This window comes from Neopusillimonas aromaticivorans (assembly GCF_030344915.1).
Classification (GTDB): domain Bacteria; phylum Pseudomonadota; class Gammaproteobacteria; order Burkholderiales; family Burkholderiaceae_B; genus Neopusillimonas; species Neopusillimonas aromaticivorans.
Genome location: NZ_CP128233.1, coordinates 101,529 through 120,035 on the forward strand (window position 1 = coordinate 101,529; position 18,507 = coordinate 120,035).

An 18,507-nucleotide genomic window follows, 5' to 3' on the forward strand; every position below is an offset into this window, starting at 1 on the left:
ACGCCCTTTGGTAGACGAAAAACAGAGGGAACCTCAAACATCGAAATAAAACTCCCAGAAAACAGCCTCTATTGGACAACAAATTGGGAGTTCCGGGTATCGGAAATTGCACCAATCATCAGTGTTTATGCAGGTTGAGGGGATATTTCAGGGCCGACTATTTATAAGAAATAGCCCCATCACTCGTAAAAACGGGCTCACCAAGACCATCTCGTGCAAATGTCGCCTTCATGGCAACTTCGACCGCAGTAGTTTTATCAATATCTCCTCTTTGCTCTGCCCCCAAACCATTCTGTAATGTCGCAGCATCGTCCTCTGTATCACCCATGGGCCACAACACAGAAGAAGCTATACGCCGTTTACGCTGCATCAAACTATGCAACAGGCAATCGAAAGAATGCTCGAGGTATTGAGGATGAATTGCTAACGGCACATGAACATAAACATTTTTGGTTTGACCAATACGATGTACTCGATCATTACACTGCTCTTCCACAGCGGGATTCCACCATCGGGAAAGATGGATCACATGTGTTGCCGCTGTAAGCGTAAGACCCGTGCCAGCCGCTTTTGGCCCTAACACCAGCACATCAAAGCCACCATCTTCGCTCAAATGCGACTGAAATTTATTCACAATGGCCTGGCGTTGTTGAATAGGGGTATCACCGTTTATCAGATCAATGTGCCTCAACCCAAAAATAGCCTTAACAAGTGCAATAAAGCGATATTGCATTTGTCTGTGCTCGATAAATACCAGTACCCGTTCACCGTTATTCCTGATTTTTTCCAGAATCTCCATAGTGGCACCCAATCGGGCTGATAGGGCGACAAAATCATTATCAGATCCTTGATGGGAGTGAAGCGATGGATGAACAGAGACGGTACGAATATGGTGCAGTACCTTCAAAGCCATGCCTCGCGTGGAGGCCAACAAACTTAACCGTGCGGCGTCATACTGTTGCGCTTGGGCAGCAGGCATCAAGCGTGGATGAAGTAAACGCCCCTTGGCGGGTAAGTCACGCGCCACTTCATCTTTAATGCGCCTGATCGCTAAAGGCACCTGACCTGACGGCGCCTCAAAAACCCTTCTATAAAGATCCGCCATATTGTTTTCATCGGGCTGAGCATATCGAACGCGAAAGTGTTGAAGACTTTCAAACATACCGGGGGCCAGCTGATCCATGATCGCCCAAAGATCTATCACCGAATTCTCAATAGGCGTTCCCGTTAGACCGATGCGAAAATCAGCCTGCATCGCCCTGGCCGCTACGGCCCGCAAACTTGCTGGGTTTTTCAAGGCCTGAATTTCGTCAAAGACGATTGCTGCAAACTTGATCCTTCCTAAAGAATGCTGGTAGTTTGCCAATGTTGTATAGGTTGTTAAAACCCAGAAACGATGCGCCCTTCCCTCGGTAACGGCCTCATGCAGAGCACTTAAATCAAGTTTTACCTCACCCTTTTCAATGTCGGTACCATGTGCTCCAGAGGCACGCTTGGACTGTAGACCAGCACCAAAAAGCCGGATCAGATGCCCAAGACCCTTATCCTCAAGGTGTTGCTGTACCTCCATTTCCCAGTTTTGTAGTAGCGATGTCGGCGCAACGACAAGGACAGGGCCGGAAACGCTAGCCCCAGGGCTGGCCATCTCATTTTTGAGCCAAGACAAGAAAGAAATCGTCTCAAGCGTCTTACCCAAGCCTTGCTCATCGGCATTCAAAACACCTGGTAAACCGGCTAGCCATGCAGCAACTTGCCAACGAAAGCAATCTTGCTGATGGTTTTTCAAACTCGTCTTTAAATTCGGTACCTGCTCAATCGATGAAACACACTGGCGAGGCTTTATTTTCGACAGCCACCGCAACTCATCGAAATTGACTGCGGTTTCAAGAACTACAGGCCCGTCATTTCTGTCTTCAAACTGTTCGGCATCAGATTCGTCAAACTCGGAGGAGTCATCCACCTGCTTTGCAATCAGCTCGTCAAGAACAGTCTCTGTGACGCGATTGGCGGGTAGGGTCAGTCCAGAATACTCAACAACCGGCTGATTTTCGTCTATGGCCTGACGTATTTTTTGACGTAACTTTTTTGCTGATCAACAGGCATATTTTCAATAGCCTCGCGCAGCTCTTGCCCAAACTCTTCAGGCAACCAGGTTGTACTGCGGCCATCGCCTAAATCAAGGTCAGGTTTACTGAATACGACAATCCCGGTGACACGCTCTGAAAACTCTCGAGTTTCAAGAAAAAGGGGTGTGCAGTAGACTCAATGAGCTCTGCCTGCTCAGTTTGAATCAAGTTATCCAGTTTTCCGGACGATCTCAGATGCTCTTCAATAGCTTGTGAAATACGTTCACGCGGGTTACGAATAAAGGCTGACCTCGCCTTAAGAGGGGCGCGTTGCATCTCGGCCATTACACCTAGTACTGGCGCAGCGCTACGATCAACGACAACATAATTGCCACCAGCCACGCGATAAGCAGCCAGAGCCCCTCTTTGACGCACACGCTGCTGAAAGACCGCAAGATCGGTACCATCAAGCTCGCTGACACTCTCGGAAACGTCATCGGCAGCAACGCCTTTTGAATCCAGGCTTTCCGCTGAAAATGGAACAACATCAAAATCGTCTAATGCTTCGTTCGGTGAAATCGAGAACCTATCGACCAGTCGCACTTGCAAGCCCTGCAAGAACTCTGTCATCGCGACACGAGCATCCTGACTACCAGCATCGACAGAGGCATCGGGTTCAAGCGCTCTTCTGAACCTGGCAAGCGCCTCCCAATCCACATCGTCACCCTGCCCCGACTTATGAGAATCCGCAACATCAATCGCCTCAAGCATCCAAGAAGGAATTCTTCTCGAGCCATCAGCCGTTTTCAGGATGCAGCCAATACGCTGTGGCAACTGGCGCTGCCCATTTTTATACCACTCGTAACGAAGGGAGAAGTTGCCAGCTCCGAGACTACCCGCAGCTTCTGTTTTCAATGTTAGATGAACCAATGGGGGTAGGCCTAATGTCTGCGCGGCATTTTCGCTAAGCCTAGAAGCCAGAAGATGCGACAACTTTATTGAATTATCGTCAATTAACATGGATCCTGGCATTTCGTCTGCCAACGCTCTAAGGTCAGCGACTGCAAATGCCAACCTGGGGTTGTCATTGAGTGAGGTCTCGAGATCTTTAGTTTGAGTCTTTCGAAGCAAACTCTTCAAGAAACCATCTTGTGGCCCAGTCATTTTCAAAACAATCGAGTTCTGATCAAAACTCAAGGCTAACTGCATGGATGGCTCCGATTTCATATGTGTTCTTCGACCCAATTCTGCCAACCTGACAGGTGCGCTCTGGATTTGTTGCTTTTCAACCTTATGGCCTCGCAGCTGTAAACACTTTTATACAGCACAGGGGCATGGCGATTACTTTCATCAAAAACATGTACTTTGTAGTCATGGGACCCCTCGACCACAATTTTTCTGCCGATTTTCAAAAGCAGTAACGACGTATTCTTACGATTCCCCCATCAGTTTGGCGACCATAACTAACCAAATCGTTATCCCGGATACGATTGCTTATCTTCTTGGCTTCCAGCTCTGCGTCATAACTAAATGCTACCCAAGCCGCATCAATCCGCCCTTCTTTATAAAGGCGCAACCAGAAATCCCGCCGAGGCATCCATTTATGTAAATGCTCTTGTTCGACTTGGGTCACAACCCTGAGGAAAAACTCGATGTCTTCTCTGGTCAACCAACGAAGCATTACATCAAGCACTTGTTCCGGAATAATCGCCCACACGCCAACGCGCTGAACCCGAGGGTCTCCATACAAACCCAGCAAACTTTCAACAAGGTAACTTTGATCCGATTGGACAGGATCTTCAGACATCCATGGCTCCAATAAGGCGGCTACCGCGACATGGGCTCCATTTACGCGTGGAGGGGCGTTCTCATCGGGCTTCAGCCAGCCAATCAACCTCTCCATGTACTCGCGCTTGAATAATTCAGGTCGTATTGCTTTCACAAATTCGTAATGAACATGCTCAACCAAACCGGGTGCTGACACCGTTAAAAAGCCAAGATCTCGAATTTCTTCCCATGGTTTTTCGGAACCCTGAATTTTTTTGCACAAAACTTTGTGGGCCTGAGCGGGCTGCAGACACTCTGGTGTTTTATCAAGCACAGCACGCCAGCGCCCACCAAGGTGGGCTTGCGATTTTTTCAAAGCCATTGCCAATTGTTTGGTATGTTCAGCACCTGGTGAATAAGTGGAGACATAGACCGAAAACATGCCTGACAAAAAACTTGTGTAATTTGAAAGACGTGTCTCCTCATAGTAAAAGCGCCGCACATCACCAAGATCAGGCCTATCGCGCCAATCAGCATCAAAGGCAATCTTTGCCGCCATGGTCACAAAAGACAATTTTGTGTTTTCCCAATCATTTTGATCAAGCCGGCGCTTTAGCTCTTGAATGATTCGCTCACGGTCACGCTCTGGGGGATCCCTAACAACGTCTGGCCACCGATCAAGGACACGCTTAGCGGCAGACTGCAATTTGACTAATGATGGCAACTTGACCGTTTGATAAAGAGGTAGTGGTATGGATAAACGGGCCGATAGTCTCATTGCACTCTCCCATTATCCTGGGCGTCAGCTGCATTCAGAATATTTCGTATTTTGTCAATTTCTTCAGACTTGGCAGGCGTGTACATGATGATACGCAAGTCTATACGACGGTTGGTAGCTCGCCCCTCTGATGAGTTGTTATCGGTCACGGGACGCATTTCTCCATAACCAGCAACAGACAAAACGGGCTGCTTTCGAACGTTCAAATGCTCAGTCAACCCTGGCTCTTTAGCCGTCATCGCCATGAATGTTGTATTGGCTCTTGCTGTCGACAGCACAAGATTACTGTTTTCGCTACCTACAGAGTCAGTGTGCCCCTCAATCTGGACGGCTTCAATCACGGAAAAACCCAAGTTACAGGCTGCACTCCACCTTGCCCTCTCGCCCAAGGTGTAACATGGCAATAATTGATCTAAACGTGAAGCAATTTTCTCAACAATAGCCCTGCGATCAGCTCTAAGGTCGCTTGAACCACTGTTGAAAAGGCCATCTCCCTCAAAGCGCAAAGCATCAGACTCCTGGCTGATCACCACTTTAAGCTCAGGAAAATCCACCTTCAGTTCATTTTGTAAAGTTTCAAGAATTCGACGTCTTTCTGCAGCGGTTTCGGCTAAATAACGTTCGAGCGGGTCCGTCAACCCTAGCTTGCTCAACTGCTCTTTTAACCGTTTAATTTCTGCCTCTAATTCGATTACTTTTTTGTTGAGTTCCGTGATCTCGACAAGCTGTTTTTTGGTTTTCTCGAGGAGTTCATCACGCTCTGCCTCGACGGCTTTCAGCAAACTGGTTACCCGCTGATACTCTGACTTTGCTACGACATCCGATCCGCTGTACTGACTGGCAAAAAAGCCAGCAAAATCATCACAATGAACAAAAAGCTCACCGTCATGTCAGTCATCGAGACGAAGGCACTTTCTTCGCCCTCAGACTCATGGTGCCGATCAAGGCGCCGCATCAGCGTCCCCTGCCAACAGATTGGGGCATAAACAACTGGGCTTGTTCAACCACTTCTCTAAGGGTATCGACTGCGGGCATAAGGCTTTGTTGCAACTCAGTGACGTGTGAACGCATCCCCTCAACAGCACTCGCAACCTGACGATTGAATTGATCAAATGCATTTCCCAATTTTTCATCAATGGTATCCAAGTGATCACCTTGTTCATCCATGCGCTTCAACATTTCAGAAACCTGACTCAGCGACGCTTCAATTGCCTTTGCCTGACCACCCAAAATCACACGAGCGGACTCAAGCGCATCAGCAGCAGATTTTGCTGTACTTTCAGCAGACCTCTTGATTGTTTCGGTAGCCGCATGCGTACTTTCTGCCAACATGCGCACAGAGGTCTCAATACGATCAGTCGATGAGTGCACAGGCTCTATGGCTGCTTTCAATCCGTCTGCTGCACCACGGAATGTATCAGCAGCGTCACGTGATGCCTGGGCCCCTCACGAATCCCACTAGAAAGCCGGCCAAACTCACCCGAGCTCGCTTGCAGATTAGCCACCGCAGTACCTAAGAGCGCTGACATTTGCTCCAATGGGCCTAACAAATCCTGTTTTATTTTTTCGGATACTTCAGATGCATTCCCGGCAATTTCCTGGGCGGTCTTGCTCATAGCGCCCACCACGGCTTGTCCAGCACTACCAATTTGTGTGCCCGCTTGTCGCGCAGTCTCTTCAATGTTGCGTTCGGCTGCTTCCTTAGCCTTGCTTGAGGCATCAGACAAATCAGTGCGTATTTTTTCCGAAGCCTCTAGCATTGCCTTAGCCGCCTGCCCAATTGCCTGAGCACCATCACTGGTATTGAGCCGAATAGCATCAAGCGACTGATTCATCGTTGCAAGCAGGTTCTCGGCTCCTGAGGTCAAGGCACTCCCAGCCTGTTTTGTCGTCTCGCCCATGGAATGCTGCAAGGCCTCAACCGCTTGAGCCAAACGCGATACAGCAGCATCCATTTCGCTTCCCATCTTGCTAGAGCTTGCGTCAAGACGGTCAGCCAGTCTGCTGATTTTTTCACCGGCACCTTCAATCTGCTTGCCGGCCAAACTCAGAGCCGCTCCAACGTCACTTGAAAACCGAGCAGAAAGATCTTGAACTAATCCCCCGATGTTATCGACCCCGGTTTGTTGCACTTTTTCAAGCAACGGCGCCATTGCTGTGGAAATAGATGATGAAATGGCCACAGGCAAATCTTCCCTAAGGGGTCTGCCAAGCTCTGCCACCATCTCCATAGCAATACTGCGAAAGTGCTCGCGTTGCTCTTTGGTGGCTTTCAACTGCTCATTGGTAAGATCCTCAAGACTGATAAATCTCAGGCGATCCTCAATTTCAGAACACAGGTTGAATACAGCGATATCAAGCCGAGACTCAAAAATACGCAATCCAATAGAAAAAATGATGGAGCACAGCAGACCAGTCAACGACATCACAAACTTGGCTGAAGCAATTGTCAACAACGTCTGCATGGTTTGACTGTTGATGCCCTCATCTCCTCCCATAGAGTTCAACGCCGAGACAAGACCCAGAAAAGTGCAGAGCAACCCGACAGAAACAAACATACCGGGAGTGAAACGCCACCCTCCCAGACTGAAGTTCATGTCGATCAGATTAAGAAACTGCGAGGGTCTAACCGAGTTTCGCCAAACCAGCTCATCACCCTCTTGGTGGATCACCAAGGTCTCTCTGTATTTTTCCCAGGCTCCCAGCACCGCCTTGCGCTGCCGATTAACTCCGGCCTCTTCTTTAAGCTCAGCTGTCAAGCCATCGACTTCTTGACATAAGTCATCACCTGATTCGCGTAATTTTTGACGTAGCCACAAAAGAGCAGCTCGCCTTCGACTAACAACTTTACCTATCCAGAAAGCCAGCCCGGCCAAAGTAATAATGAGAACCAGGCTTACCCAACCTGGTGCACTTGAGTCCTTCAGCAAACCCGCGATCAGCAGGACGAAATCCTTGAAGGTGTCGCCTAGGTTGAAACCAGTATTCAAAACGTTCTCCGTGCAATCCCAGCCAATTTGTATATATTTTTTACATCATAATCGATATGTATCCACACTCAAATTATGTCTGTCAGACAATGGAGAAAGATCGAGAAAGAGCCCGTCGAGATGACAGTCTTGGTACCCCACCCGGAATTTCGGTTTCCAAGGCTCGGAACTCATGGTATTAGCCGTCAAATTGGTCAAGGATGAGCTGTACATGTAAATGGGGCCAAGTATGTAGGCCTCATTGACACCTGTGATCGAAATTATCGAGCCAGTGATGATCGCACTAGGAAGTCCGCCTGACCTCGGAGGGAGGTTGGCGCGGGCGTCAGCCCATCTCTGGATGCCTAGGGTGATATTTTGAAAATATGGAGACACAGTCAAGCTAGTGAGCTAGCGAGGTCACTGCAGTGCCTGTACCGAGATGACAAGGGGTGGTGACGGATGAGCAATCAAACCGTTGCCAAGTCAATCGAATTTTCGATCAGATAGGCGACGCAACGGTTTTCATGAGGTTACAAATGCAGTGAGGGCGTGCAATCATGTGCCGGAAGAGGTAATTTTTTGGGGAGTAAGATTCGTCTTACCCTATGTGATGCCAGCTTATGTGTGCGGCAGGATCATCGGGTAAGCTTTCAACAAGCTTCTTACGAAGGTAGGTTGGGATACCCCATTGAGCCCAGTCATCTTTCCCTGTTCGGTAGTAGACCCTAATTGGTTTTGGGGCATCAGGACTTGAAGTCCCGGCTCTTAGCGGCATCGGATAAGCCCTGTTAGGTTGATTTTCAGGGCTAAGTTGTTCACCGTCGGGGTGGCATTTCTTCATATTCGAGTTCCTTTTGGTGCCTGCTGTTAGTAAAAAGTTGTTCGATGGTCACTTACTGGTGCTACTTGATTCTTAATCAAACAAGAGTCCTGCTGATATGAAATTTAGTTCATTTGATCGACACTCAGGGCATCGATGGAGTCGTTTTACATTCGATTCTTGCGGCATAACATCTTCAGGCTCCATGACCAATTCACCCCCACATGCGCAACGCTTGGTCAGGCCACTCAGGATTTCGTATTCACGATCACTAAAACCAGGCCCCCGCCGCCACAACGAACGGTCATTCAAGTAGGTTTGCATGGCCTCTGGCGTAGCAAGAGCGACGCCTTGTTCATTTTGATCCTCAGTAAACATTGCGTTGCGTGGAACGGGTCTCAGAGTGCCGCAGTCTTTACAGATTTTGTTGTACCAAGACCAGCCCCTCCGACGGCCTGCTCAAAGTGGTGGCCACACGAACCACAAGTAACGGCGTACATTTGTCCCATTTATTGCTCCGTATTTTGAGTTTTTCCACAGTTTGACTGGCTGCCAGCGCAACACACTTCTTTACAACTTTAGCAGAACGTCAAAGGCTCGCATCATGTCTATCGTCACCCTACGCTACCCGGTCACATCAGCGTCCCTCACCCGAAGAAAGACCTCGGCATTGGCATCGTGACCAAGCTGCTCCGTCAAGCTGGACTGAAATAAGGAAGCCACCATGAAATACCCCATCGCAATCGAACCCGGAACCGACACCACGGCTTGGGGCGTCGTTGTGCCTGATCTGCCGGGCTGCTTCTCGGCTGCCGACGAAGGTATCGATCAAGCCATTGAGAACGCCAAAGAGGCCATCGCGCTGTGGATTGAAGAAGCCATGAGTAACGGCGAATCCATCCCCAAGCCCTCAAGCATCACCGATCTGCAACAGACCGGCGAATACGACGGCTGGATTTGGGCAGTCGCCGAGGTAGACCCAGCCCTGATTGATGACACCACAGAGCGAGTAAATATCACTCTGCCCCGCCGTATCCTCGCACTGCTTGACCATAAAGCCAGGTCGGCGGGCGAAACCCGATCCGGGTACATCGCTCAGATGACGCTGACGCACTGACGGCCAAGGCGGGGAAAATCTTTGAAATGGCTATACCATCCGCCGATTATTGTGTATCATTGTGTATAATTTACCGCATGAACAGCGCCATTCTTATTAAGCAAATAAAAGCCGACGGCTGGTACCTCGTGCACACCGTTGGGTCGCACCATCAGTTCAAGCACCCGACTAAACCGGGAAAGGTCACTGTTCCACATCCTAAAAGAATTTGCCCAAGCCGACGGTCAACAGCATTCTTAAGCAAGCTGGCTTGAAAGAATCGCATTAGAAGAGGCCAAAATGCTCTATCCCATTTACGTACACAAAGAAGAGAACAGCGCATACTGCGCCATCTTTCCCGATATTCCTGGCTGCTTTGCCGGGGCCGATGATATTCAAGCACTGCCACGCGCGGCTCAAGAAGCCGTCGAAGCCCATTTTGGGGCCGATGAAGATCCTATCCCTTCGGCGACCCCACCAGATACCTGGACCGCTCATCCTGACTATCAAGACGGTGGGTTTTGGATGTTGGTAGATATCGACTTATCCCGAGTACGTTCGCGTGCAGTCCGATTGAATATCAGCCTGCCGGAAAATCTTGTCCAGCGTATCGATGCCACTGCGCGACAGCGCGGGCAATCTAGATCCGCTTTCCTGGCTACGGCAGCCGAACGCGAAATGACGGGCGTATAAGCACCCAACGAGCTCCCGAAGTACTGGCCGCACTACGCCAGATCTTGTGTTTGAACAACAGGCTGACACAAGGCATATTACGCGTACTCAGCATTACCATCATTTGTTGAAGAAAGCCCTGTCATGACGCAACCTTTTACGTCACCCTCCCCGAGGCACTGGCCATTCTCAATGCCTTGCAGGACGCAGTCACAAAATGCCTGGATAAAAAGAAAAGACCGGGGCAGTACGCTGTCATCTGGCGTGACGGCCGTCCCATGAAACTCAATCCAGACGGAAATGTCTCTGAGATCACCTCGGAACCCTCCCCCAACCCGCTGAAACTCACCCTTTTTGCGCCCAAAAAACAGTGCTAACATTGCCGCAGCGATGCTGCAATTTTGCTGCAGTGAGTGCAGCAAATAGCGGTAAGTCAAAGTAGTTTCCGGTAAAGTAACCTGTTGTTTTTATTACGGATTTCTGAGAAACCCTTGTTGTATCAAGGGGCTTGAAAACGACTCATAATCCGTTGGTGCCGAGTTCGACTCTCGGGGGGCCCACCAATAAAATCAAGCACTTGGGCCAATTCTTCGGGATTGGCCTTTTTGCTGCCCACTTCCATGTAAGCACTTTTCGGAAACGGGGCGGTCATGTACATCACTTATTCTTGCAGTGGCGGCCATTGCCGAGCGGTATGTACGACATTCAGGATTCGCACCTGCGCTTCTACAATTTCATACACAACCAAGTAGCTGCCGTGGACGACCAGCTCAAATGTGTCCGGCACCCTCCCTTCCCGGCCCATTCTTGGGAAATCCTGAAGCACTGCTGTTCTTTCTGCTATCAGGTCATCAAGTGCCAGGGCAGCAAGGGGGCTGTCTTTCTCGATGTAGTCGTAGATCTCCTCACGATCCCTGACGGCTTCTGGCGTCCATAGCAGCTCCATCATTCAGGAGCAGCCATGCGGGCACGGGTCGCGGCGCGGCGGGCAGCAAAGCGGGCTTCAACATCGGCAGCGGGAATCAGCTTGCCAGCCTCCGCAGACGCCCGCGACTGCTCGACCTTCTTCGCCAGCCAGGCATCATATTGCTGCACTTCTTTCTGCTGGGCCACGTAACTGCGCATGAAGTCGCGAAGAAGCTGTGCCCCGGTACGGTCATGGGCTTTGGCGGCATTGGCAAACTCAGCCTTCAGCCCGTCATCAACTCGAAAAGTAAAAGTGGCATCACTCATGGCACCATCCTCATGTGTTACACGTAATGTGCAGTGTAGCACGACACCTTGAATGCCTCTACGAGATTGATGCCCATACCAGCGGGTGATCTGCACCGCAATTTCCATGTCCAGCGGTACAGTAGCGGTACACACATCTGTTTTGCCCATCTGCGCATAAGTACGCTAAACTATTGATAAACAATTACTTTCTACCTATTTTATTACGGTTGTGTACGCTTGATTTTCCTAGGTTTAGCGTTTAAGCCGCAAACTCATAATCCGTTGGTGCCGAGCTCGACTCTCGGGGGCCCACCCCGAAAACGCGTCACCACGTCAACCAAAAACTTCGACAGCGCGGTTATCATACGGCCAGCCTATGCGTTAAGCCGTTATCGTTCCATGCCCATCGACTTCACCACCCTCGACACGCTGCGCACCCATCACCCTGCGTGGCGGCTGTTGCGCTCCGACCATGCGCCGCTGGTGGCGAGCTTTCTGCATCGGGTATTTGTAGCCCCGAATGTAAGGGTGATGTCAGCCGCCGATCTGGCCGAGGCATTGGAAGACGAGTTATATGCCTTGCGTCTGCACCTGGGTGAAACGGCCTTCCCAAGCCGGCGCTCGATTACCTGAATGATTGGGCCTCACCCGACAAGGGTTGGCTGCGCAAGTTCTACCGCACCGGCACAGACGAGGCGCAGTTCGATTTAACGCCCGCCACCGAGAAAGCCATTACCTGGCTGGAGCAGCTGGGTGAACGGCAGTTCGTGGGCACAGAGTCGCGGCTGCTCACGTTGTTTGATCTGCTCAAGCAAATGAGCGAGGGCAGCGAAGCCGATCCAGCCAGACGCCTGGCTGAACTGAACAAGAAACGTGATGACATTGACGCCGAGATTGCCCGGGTACAAGCGGGCGATATGCAGTTGCTGGATGACACGGCGCTGAAAGACCGTTTCCAGCAATTCATGCAGGGAGCCCGTGAGCTGCTCGCCGACTTCCGTGAAGTGGAACATAACTTTCGCCAGCTGGATCGACGCGTGCGCGAACGCATTGCCCTGTGGGAAGGCAGCAAGGGCGAGCTGCTGGAAGATATCATGGGTGAGCGGGATGCCATTGCCGATTCTGATCAGGGCAAGAGCTTTCGTGCCTTCTGGGATTTTCTGCTGTCCAGCCGTCGGCAGGAAGAGCTGACCGGGCTGCTGGATCACGTGCTTGCGCTGCCTGCGGTGGCGGACCTGAACCCGGATACCCGCACCCGCCGCGTGCATTACGACTGGATGGAGGCCGGTGAACATACCCAGCGTACCGTCGCAGCCTTATCGCATCAGTTACGCCGCTTTCTGGACGACCAGGCCTGGCTCGAGAACCGTCGCATTATGGATATTCTTCGAAATATTGAAAGCAAGGCACTGGCGCTGCGCGACACGCCCCCATCTGGGAGCGTCATGGAAATTGCGCAAGCCGGTGCAGAAATCGAGCTTGCCATGGAACGCCCCCTGTTCACACCCTCGCTCAAACCCGTCATTACAGACCTTACTCTTCAGGCCGGCGATGTAGACATTGACGCGCAAGCCTTGTTCGATCAGGTGGTCATCGACAAGGCGCGGCTCACCCGCCATATCCGGCACGCCTTGCAACTGCACGCCCAAACCACCCTGCATGAACTGGTGATCAGCCAGCCTCTGCAACATGGGCTGGCCGAGCTGGTGGCCTATCTGCAACTGGGCAGTGACGCATTTAACATCGTGGTCGATGAGGGCACACCCGAGCCTGTCTACTGGCAAACGACAGGTGCCGATGGCCAGGCCATAACACGTTGCGCACGCCTGCCCCGTGTGATCTTCGCTCGCTGAATCGAGAATCAAAAACCGAGGACAATGAATAATGGAAGAAGACAGCAAGCCGGGCGTAGACTTGTCGACACTGCTGATCAGTCTGCTCAAGCGTGTGCTTTATCGTGATGATGATGAGCGTCAATGGGCGGCCTTGCTGAACCTGCAATCCGGTGTGCGTGATTACGTCGCGATAGTAAACCTTGACCTGGTGCTTGATGAAGCCGAAGGTTATGCCTTCCTGAAAAGCCGCCCTGATCCCGCCGATGACGATCCTGCACCACGTCTGCCGCGGCTGGTAGCGCGTCGTCAACTGCCCTTTGCGGTCAGTTTGCTGCTTGCCTTGCTGCGCAAGAGGCTCGCCGAATTTGATGCGGGCGGTGGCGACACACGCCTGGTGATGACACGCGATGAAATCGTTGACCTGGTGCGGCTATTCCTGCCTGATGGCCCGAATGAAGCCCGGCTGATCGATCAGATCGAAACCTCAATCAACAAAGTGGTTGATCTCGGATTCCTGCAGAAACTCAAATCCGCCAGCGGTACTTCAGCAGGGCTGGCCACTTACGAAGTGAAGCGCATTCTGAAAGCCTTTGTTGATGCGCAGTGGCTGTCCGAGTTCGATGCGCGCCTGGGCGCTTACCAGTTCCAGCTTACCGGTTCAAGCAACGCTACGGAGCGTGTCAACGATGAATGATCCGCACTCATTGGGCCTTGAGTTCCTCACGGATGACAGCTTGTCGGGCTTTCGGCTGGCACGGCTGGAAGTGTTCAACTGGGGCACGTTTGACAGCAGGGTATGGACATTGCAACTGGATGGCAAGAACGGTCTGCTGACCGGAGATATTGGCTCCGGGAAATCGACCCTGGTCGATGCCATCACCACATTGCTGGTACCTGCCAACCGCATTGCCTACAACAAAGCTGCGGGTGCCGACAACAAGGAAAGAACCCTGCGCTCTTATGTGCTGGGGCATTACAAGTCAGAACGCAACGAGGTGACTGGTGCCGCCAAACCGGTCAGCCTGCGTGACAACACCAGTTACTCGGTCATTCTGGGCGTGTTTCACAACGCAGGTTACGACCAGACCGTCACACTGGCCCAGGTGTTCTGGATGAAAGACCTGCAGGGGCAACCGGCACGGTTCTTTCTGGGCGCAGAACGCGAGCTGTCGATTGCGACTGACTTCGCCAGTTTCGGGTCAGACATTGCCCAGTTGCGTAAAAAGCTGCGCGGACTGGGGGCCGAACTGCATGACAGTTTCCCGCCCTATGCGGCGTGGTTTCGCCGGCGCTTTGGCATTGAAAACGATCAGGCCCTGGAGTTATTCCACCAGACCGTTTCCATGAAGTCGGTAGGCAACCTGACCGATTTCGTGCGCAATCATATGCTTGAACCCTTCGAAGTCGGTCCACGCCTGCAGGCGTTGATTGTCCACTTCGATGACCTCAATCGTGCACATCAGGCCGTGCTTAAAACCCGACAACAAGTTGAATTGCTGACACCGCTGATTGCAGACTGCAACCGCCACACTGAACTGACTGCCGGCGTTGAACGGTTACGGGAATGCCGTGATAGTCTGCGGCCCCACTTTGCAGGTCTGAAACTCGGCCTGATTGACAAGCGGCTGGACACGCTGTCAGAAGAATGGGATCGAACGGATGCGCTTGTGCAGAAACTTGATGCGGCGCATGAGACACAACGCCAGCAGATCGATGAGCTCAGGCAGGCCATCCATGACAACGGCGGCGACCGGCTGGAACGTCTGGCGGTCGAGATCCGCAAGAAAGAACAGCTGCGGGATACCCGTAAAGCCAAGGCCGGTCGCTATGGTGAGCTTGCTGCGGTACTGGAAGAGCCTGCAGCCACAGATGTTATTGGCTTCAACACGCAGCGCGGCAAGTACCAGAGCTGGCGCGAGGACGCCCGCAACCGTGATGCCGATCTGCAAAACATCCTGACTGAACACGCCGTAACCTTACGCCAGGGCAGGCTTGAACATGAACAACAGAGTGCGGAAATAGAAAGTCTCAAGCGCCGGCGCAGCAACATTGATGACCAGCAGATCCAGATCCGTGCGGCACTGTGTGCGGCACTGGACCTGAATGTGGATGACATGCCCTTCGCCGGCGAACTGATCCAGGTGCGCGACGATGAGCGCGACTGGGAAGGCGCTGCCGAGCGTTTGCTACGCGGTTTCGGTCTGGCTCTGCTGGTGCCGGACGCGCATTACAAGGCCGTTGCTGAATGGGTTGACGGTGCGCATCTACGGGGTCGTCTGGTGTATTTCCATGTCAGGCCTCGCAAATCGGGTGAGCTGCCCGACCTGCACCGCGACTCGCTGGTCCGCAAGCTGGCCATCAAAACAGACTCACCCCATTACGATTGGCTGGAGCGCGAACTGGCGCATCGATTTGATGTCGCCTGCTGTCTCACCCAAGAGCAATTTCGTCGAGAAACCCGGGCCATCACTCGTGCAGGCCAGGTCAAGGACCCGAGCGGACGACACGAAAAAGATGACCGCCATCGAATTGGAGACCGTAGCCGCTACGTGCTGGGCTGGAGCAACCGTGAAAAAATTGCTGCGCTGGAAACCCGACGCAACCAGCTTGAGGCCCGGCTTGGTGAAGTGGGTCATCAAATCAGCCTTATCCAGAAAGAACGCGACGGGCTTGCCCGACGCCTTGATGCACTGACCCGACTGGAAGAGTTTTCGGCCTTCGAAGAGCTTGACTGGGCCAGCGTCGCCACCGAGATTGCACAGCTTGAAGACGAGCGCAGTCGGCTCGAGTCGGCCTCGGACGTGCTTAAACAGTTAAACGACAGCCTGCGCAACATGCAGGCAACCCTGAAAGACACCGCAACAGACCTGCAGGCTACGCGCGAAAAGCGCGCAAAGATAGAACAACGACGCGCTGATGCACACGATCTGCGAGAGCAGACTCATGCGCTCTGCCTGGATATTGCCCTCGACGATTCCTTACAGACAACGCTGCAGAACATGCGTACAGAAGCATTGGGCCACCATCAGCTAACCGTCGAGTCTTGCGACAACCGCGAGCAAGACGTACGCACCTGGTTGCAGGCACGCATTGACGCCGAAGATTCAAAGCTCAAGCGTCTGGCAGAGAAAATCATCAAAGCCATGGCGTTCTTCAAGGACATGTTCAAGCTTGAAACCGCCGAAATGGATGCCAGCCTTGAAGCGGCCTTCGAGTATGAAAACCTGCTGATGCAGTTGAATCGCGACGACCTGCCCCGCTTTGTTGAGCGCTTCAAAGAACTGCTGAACGTCAATACCATCAACGAAATCGCCAACTTCAATGCCCAATTGGCCCGCGAGCGCGAAACCATCAAAGAGCGCATCGCCCACATCAATAAATCTCTGGGTGAGATTGACTACAACCCTGGCCGATACATCGTGCTCGAATCACAGCCCAGCCCCGATGCCGAGATCCGCGACTTCCAGCAAGAGTTGCGTGCCTGCACCGAAGGTGCTGTCACGGGTTCTGACGATGCCCAGTATTCCGAAGCGAAATTCCTGCAGGTCAAAGCCATCATCGACCGTTTCCGTGGACGCGAAGGTTTGTCCGAACAAGATCGGCGCTGGACCGCGAAGGTCACCGATGTGCGCAACTGGTTCCTTTTGCGGCCAGCGAACGCTGGCGCGAAGACAACAGCGAACACGAACATTATTCAGATTCCGGCGGCAAATCGGGTGGACAAAAAGAAAAACTGGCTTACACGATTCTGGCCGCGAGCCTGGCCTATCAGTTCGGGCTCGAATGGGGGCCGTCCGCTCCCGCTCCTTCCGTTTCGTGGTGATCGACGAAGCCTTCGGACGCGGCTCGGATGAATCTGCACAGTATGGTCTTAAATTGTTCCGGCAACTCAATCTGCAACTGTTGATCGTGACGCCACTGCAGAAAATCCACATCATCGAGCCCTATGTCTCGAGCGTTGGCTTTGTCCACAACGAAGGTGGCAAAGCATCGAAGTTGCGCAATCTTTCCATCGAGGACTATAGGGCCCAGAAGGCGGTGATGGCAGTTCAGCCTGAACAAGAGGTCTCTGATCAGTGACGTGGACCCGCCCTGACGTCTTGAAGGCGCAATTGATGCGGCTGTGGGAGCGCGGCGAGTTGCAGCGCGACGTGGTGTCGGGCCACGATCGCTTTCCGCTGCGCCTGGCCCTCAAGACCCCAAGCTCAGCACAAATCACCGATCAATTCAACGCGGTCCGCGAATGGGTTGCAGAACTGGCCGGTATGAAATATGTGCGCGTTGAGTGGCAAACGGTTCGACACCGCGTCCACGGAACACAGAAACTACCCGCGTGCGTGTGGGTTGAGACCTGCGAAGAAGCCTTGACCTGGCTGGGCAAACGCAAAGACCATGACCGGTTTTCAGCGTTGGTTTCAGTCACCCGGCAGACGCATGCTGCCCTGCTGCCCTGGCTGGAAAAACGTCCGTTACACGCACTGGAACTATCGGCCGAATGGCCTGGACTGCTGGCGGTGGTGGAATGGATGGTCGAACATCCGCGCCCGGGCATTTATTTACGTCAGGTCGACCTGCCTGGCATTCACAGCAAATTCATCGAAATCCATCGCGGGGTTCTGGCCGAGTTGCTTGATCTGGCCTTGCCTGCCGACGCCGTTGATACCCGAAAAATGGGTATTAGCCAGTTTCCGGCCCGCTATGGCTTTCTGGAAAAGCCGACGCGTATCCGCTTTCGTGTGCTTGACCCAACCATCCGTTTCGTACCTGGCTCAGACTGTCCGGATGTCACGCTGGACGCCATTAGTTTCAGCCTTCTGGACCTGAACATACGACGCGTGTTCATCACAGAAAACGAAACCAACTTCCTGGCATTTCCCCGGTGCAAAATGCCATTGTCATTTTTGAGCAGGTTACGGTTGGGATGCCCTGGCGTGCAGCCAATGGCTGAACAACTGCGCAATACATTATTGGGGGATATCGATACCCATGGTTTCGGCATTCTGGATCAATTACGCAACCACTTTGAGCACGTTACTTCGTTCTTGATGGACAAGGCAACGCTTGAAGCGCATGCGCCATTCTGGGGGCATGAAGCCAACCCTCTTCGCGCCGACTTGCACCGACTGACACCTGAAGAAAGCGCCCTTTACAATGACCTGCGTGACAACCGACTTCGGGCCGGATTGCGTCTGGAGCAGGAATACATCGGTTTCGGTTGGTTGACGGGCAGGTTGCTGCAACTTGGTCCAGGGTGACCTTGCTACACGCTATTAATCGGGCCGTCAA

Annotated in this window: 14 protein-coding genes and 4 pseudogenes; 8 read left to right on the plus strand and 10 right to left on the minus strand. The window is 52.4% G+C overall.

All coding sequences use genetic code 11. The features are described from left to right. Positions 1–157: 157 nt before the first annotated feature. The 7 genes from N7E01_RS00545 to N7E01_RS00570 all read right to left on the minus strand — a co-directional run bounded on the left by N7E01_RS00545 (position 158) and on the right by N7E01_RS00570 (position 7,601). Positions 158–1,960: a DEAD/DEAH box helicase gene (locus tag N7E01_RS00545; protein ID WP_289174023.1), complete on the minus strand. Its 1,803-nt coding sequence runs from the start codon at positions 1,958–1,960 to the stop codon at positions 158–160. Between the two features lie 211 nt (positions 1,961–2,171). Then, positions 2,172–3,275, minus strand: coding sequence for a hypothetical protein (locus N7E01_RS00550; RefSeq protein ID WP_289174026.1), 1,104 nt, complete (start codon positions 3,273–3,275; stop codon positions 2,172–2,174). A 14-nt stretch (positions 3,276–3,289) separates the two neighbouring features. Continuing rightward, entirely contained in the window at positions 3,290–3,457 is a 168-nt protein-coding gene (locus tag N7E01_RS18205) for a hypothetical protein (RefSeq protein WP_350495052.1), read from the minus strand. 17 nt (positions 3,458–3,474) lie between these two features. After that, the gene (locus N7E01_RS00555) at positions 3,475–4,611 is read right to left on the minus strand and encodes an EH signature domain-containing protein (protein WP_289174027.1); all 1,137 of its coding nucleotides are present in this window, start codon (positions 4,609–4,611) and stop codon (positions 3,475–3,477) included. Next, positions 4,608–5,393: an OmpA/MotB family protein gene (locus tag N7E01_RS00560; RefSeq protein WP_289174028.1), complete on the minus strand. Its 786-nt coding sequence runs from the start codon at positions 5,391–5,393 to the stop codon at positions 4,608–4,610. The genes N7E01_RS00555 and N7E01_RS00560 overlap by 4 nt, the downstream gene beginning before the upstream one ends. 172 nt (positions 5,394–5,565) lie before the next feature. After that, complete coding sequence (locus N7E01_RS00565; RefSeq protein WP_289174030.1) at positions 5,566–5,949, minus strand: hypothetical protein; 384 nt, start codon at positions 5,947–5,949, stop codon at positions 5,566–5,568. A 50-nt stretch (positions 5,950–5,999) separates the two neighbouring features. Next, entirely contained in the window at positions 6,000–7,601 is a 1,602-nt protein-coding gene (locus N7E01_RS00570) for a hypothetical protein (protein ID WP_289174032.1), read from the minus strand. A 1,384-nt stretch (positions 7,602–8,985) separates the two neighbouring features. On the opposite strand from N7E01_RS00570, the pseudogene N7E01_RS00575 reads away from it, so the two are divergent. The 4 genes and pseudogenes from N7E01_RS00575 to N7E01_RS00590 form a co-directional block, all read left to right on the plus strand. Next, positions 8,986–9,117 (plus strand): annotated as a pseudogene (locus N7E01_RS00575) (type II toxin-antitoxin system HicA family toxin); the annotation flags it as partial. A gap of 10 nt (positions 9,118–9,127) precedes the next feature. Then, positions 9,128–9,520 carry a type II toxin-antitoxin system HicB family antitoxin gene (locus tag N7E01_RS00580; protein ID WP_289174034.1) on the plus strand — a complete coding sequence of 131 codons (393 nt, stop codon included), beginning with the start codon at positions 9,128–9,130 and terminating at the stop codon, positions 9,518–9,520. 77 nt (positions 9,521–9,597) lie between these two features. Then, positions 9,598–9,788, plus strand: a pseudogene (locus tag N7E01_RS00585) (type II toxin-antitoxin system HicA family toxin). Positions 9,789–9,799: 11 nt separating this feature from the next. Further along, a complete protein-coding gene (locus N7E01_RS00590) occupies positions 9,800–10,192 on the plus strand; it encodes a type II toxin-antitoxin system HicB family antitoxin (protein WP_289174036.1) in 393 nt (130 codons plus the stop codon). Between the two features lie 77 nt (positions 10,193–10,269). Here the strand turns inward: N7E01_RS00590 and N7E01_RS00595 are convergent, their stop codons facing one another. From N7E01_RS00595 to N7E01_RS00605, 3 genes are all read right to left on the minus strand, one after another. Next, entirely contained in the window at positions 10,270–10,608 is a 339-nt protein-coding gene (locus N7E01_RS00595) for a hypothetical protein (protein WP_289174038.1), read from the minus strand. A 224-nt stretch (positions 10,609–10,832) separates the two neighbouring features. After that, positions 10,833–11,120 (minus strand): type II toxin-antitoxin system RelE/ParE family toxin, encoded by a 288-nt coding sequence (locus N7E01_RS00600; RefSeq protein WP_289174041.1) that lies wholly within the window; start codon positions 11,118–11,120, stop codon positions 10,833–10,835. After that, positions 11,117–11,554, minus strand: a complete 438-nt coding sequence (locus N7E01_RS00605; protein ID WP_434089544.1) for a CopG family ribbon-helix-helix protein — start codon at positions 11,552–11,554, stop codon at positions 11,117–11,119. Before N7E01_RS00605 ends, N7E01_RS00600 begins: the two co-directional genes overlap by 4 nt. Before the next feature lie 231 nt (positions 11,555–11,785). Here N7E01_RS00605 and N7E01_RS00610 point away from each other — a divergent pair. From N7E01_RS00610 to N7E01_RS00625, 4 genes and pseudogenes are all read left to right on the plus strand, one after another. Then, positions 11,786–13,239 (plus strand): annotated as a pseudogene (locus N7E01_RS00610) (DUF3375 domain-containing protein). A 31-nt stretch (positions 13,240–13,270) separates the two neighbouring features. Beyond that, the gene (locus N7E01_RS00615) at positions 13,271–13,915 is read left to right on the plus strand and encodes a DUF4194 domain-containing protein (protein ID WP_289174042.1); all 645 of its coding nucleotides are present in this window, start codon (positions 13,271–13,273) and stop codon (positions 13,913–13,915) included. Then, positions 13,908–17,301 (plus strand): annotated as a pseudogene (locus tag N7E01_RS00620) (ATP-binding protein). Before N7E01_RS00615 ends, N7E01_RS00620 begins: the two are co-directional and overlap by 8 nt. Then, positions 17,298–18,476 (plus strand): DUF3322 domain-containing protein, encoded by a 1,179-nt coding sequence (locus N7E01_RS00625; RefSeq protein WP_289174044.1) that lies wholly within the window; start codon positions 17,298–17,300, stop codon positions 18,474–18,476. The pseudogene N7E01_RS00620 and the gene N7E01_RS00625 overlap by 4 nt, the downstream one beginning before the upstream one ends. Positions 18,477–18,507: the final 31 nt, after the last annotated feature.

Coding starts and splice junctions, on each gene's coding strand:
- N7E01_RS00615 (WP_289174042.1), top strand. CDS start 13,271: ATGGAAGAAGACAGCAAGCCGGGCGTAGACTTGTCGACACTGCTGATC.
- N7E01_RS00605 (WP_434089544.1), bottom strand. CDS start 11,554: ATGGGCAAAACAGATGTGTGTACCGCTACTGTACCGCTGGACATGGAA.
- N7E01_RS00555 (WP_289174027.1), bottom strand. CDS start 4,611: ATGAGACTATCGGCCCGTTTATCCATACCACTACCTCTTTATCAAACG.
- N7E01_RS00550 (WP_289174026.1), bottom strand. CDS start 3,275: ATGCAGTTAGCCTTGAGTTTTGATCAGAACTCGATTGTTTTGAAAATG.
- N7E01_RS00590 (WP_289174036.1), top strand. CDS start 9,800: ATGCTCTATCCCATTTACGTACACAAAGAAGAGAACAGCGCATACTGC.
- N7E01_RS00600 (WP_289174041.1), bottom strand. CDS start 11,120: ATGATGGAGCTGCTATGGACGCCAGAAGCCGTCAGGGATCGTGAGGAG.
- N7E01_RS00580 (WP_289174034.1), top strand. CDS start 9,128: ATGAAATACCCCATCGCAATCGAACCCGGAACCGACACCACGGCTTGG.